The 949-nt window shown below is 33.1% G+C and carries 2 protein-coding genes; both read left to right on the top strand.

Going from position 1 to position 949, the window contains the following annotated elements:
• Window positions 1-106 precede the first annotated feature (106 nt).
• A complete protein-coding gene (locus tag V7127_RS14375) occupies window positions 107-436 on the top strand; it encodes an iron-sulfur cluster biosynthesis family protein (protein WP_335487015.1) in 330 nt (109 codons plus the stop codon).
• 160 nt (window positions 437-596) lie between these two features.
• Window positions 597-949, top strand: a 353-nt coding sequence (locus V7127_RS14370) for an RNA polymerase sigma factor (RefSeq protein WP_335487012.1), incomplete at its 3' end; no start/stop codon positions are given.

Here is a 949-nt window from a genome sequence, read left to right as displayed (position 1 = left end):
ATAGCACCCTTCGACAGGAAAACTATTGCATAAGGTAGTTAGAAAAGCGCTTCCAGCGGAATATGCTACAATAATAAAGAAAAAGCAAGATAAGGGGACTAGGAAGATGAACATTGTCATAACAGAAGAAGCGGCCCGGAAAATAAAAGAACGAGTGAACGGAAAAAACGGCTTTTTAAAGCTTAAATACGACATAGATGGCTGTGGATGTGTTGTTAGCGGAGTAACCGCCCTTTGGCTAGTGAGTGAATTAGATGAGGATGACCGAGAAGTTAAAACGAGTGTTGGCAGCATTTACATAGAAAAATCAAAAGAAGTGTTTCTCGATGAAAACTTAAAAATAGATTTCACTGAAAAAGCAAACTGTTTTCAATTAAAAACGCCTAATGAATACTTAAATCCGCGAATGAGTTTTTTTGATAAGACAGTTGGATAATTGCCAATTGAAGAATATTAATAGGTGAAACTTCTAATAGGATTTGTTCCTAAAGGAGTTTCACTTTTTACATTCTTAATAATTGAATTTTTAAAAACTGTCACATTAGTCAGCGGGTGTTTGTCTTAATATATAGACCGGAAGAAAAGAGGTGATTTCTATGTATATAAACAGGGCCGAATACAGTATTGAAGGAGCAGAAGAGAATATCCACGAAGATCTTATAAAACTATATCATCACCAAGTCTATACTTATTGCTATAACATTTTGAGAGACCATCACGATGCTGAAGATGCTGTCCAAGAAGTATTTATTAAAATATATCAGAGCAAAAATATTTCAGAAATTAATAATCATCGTGCATGGCTATATAAAATTGCTTACAATAATTGTTTAAATAAAATAAGAAGGAAAGCTTTAATTAAATTTATTCCTTTTACCGAAAAAGACCGACTAAAAAAGGAACCCGCCTATGATCAGCATAGCGATTTTGAATTAAATTACATATTATC

Source organism: Bacillus sp. JJ1773 (assembly GCF_036962035.1).
Lineage (GTDB): Bacteria > Bacillota > Bacilli > Bacillales > Cytobacillaceae > Cytobacillus.
This window is presented reverse-complemented; position numbering and strand designations above follow the sequence as displayed.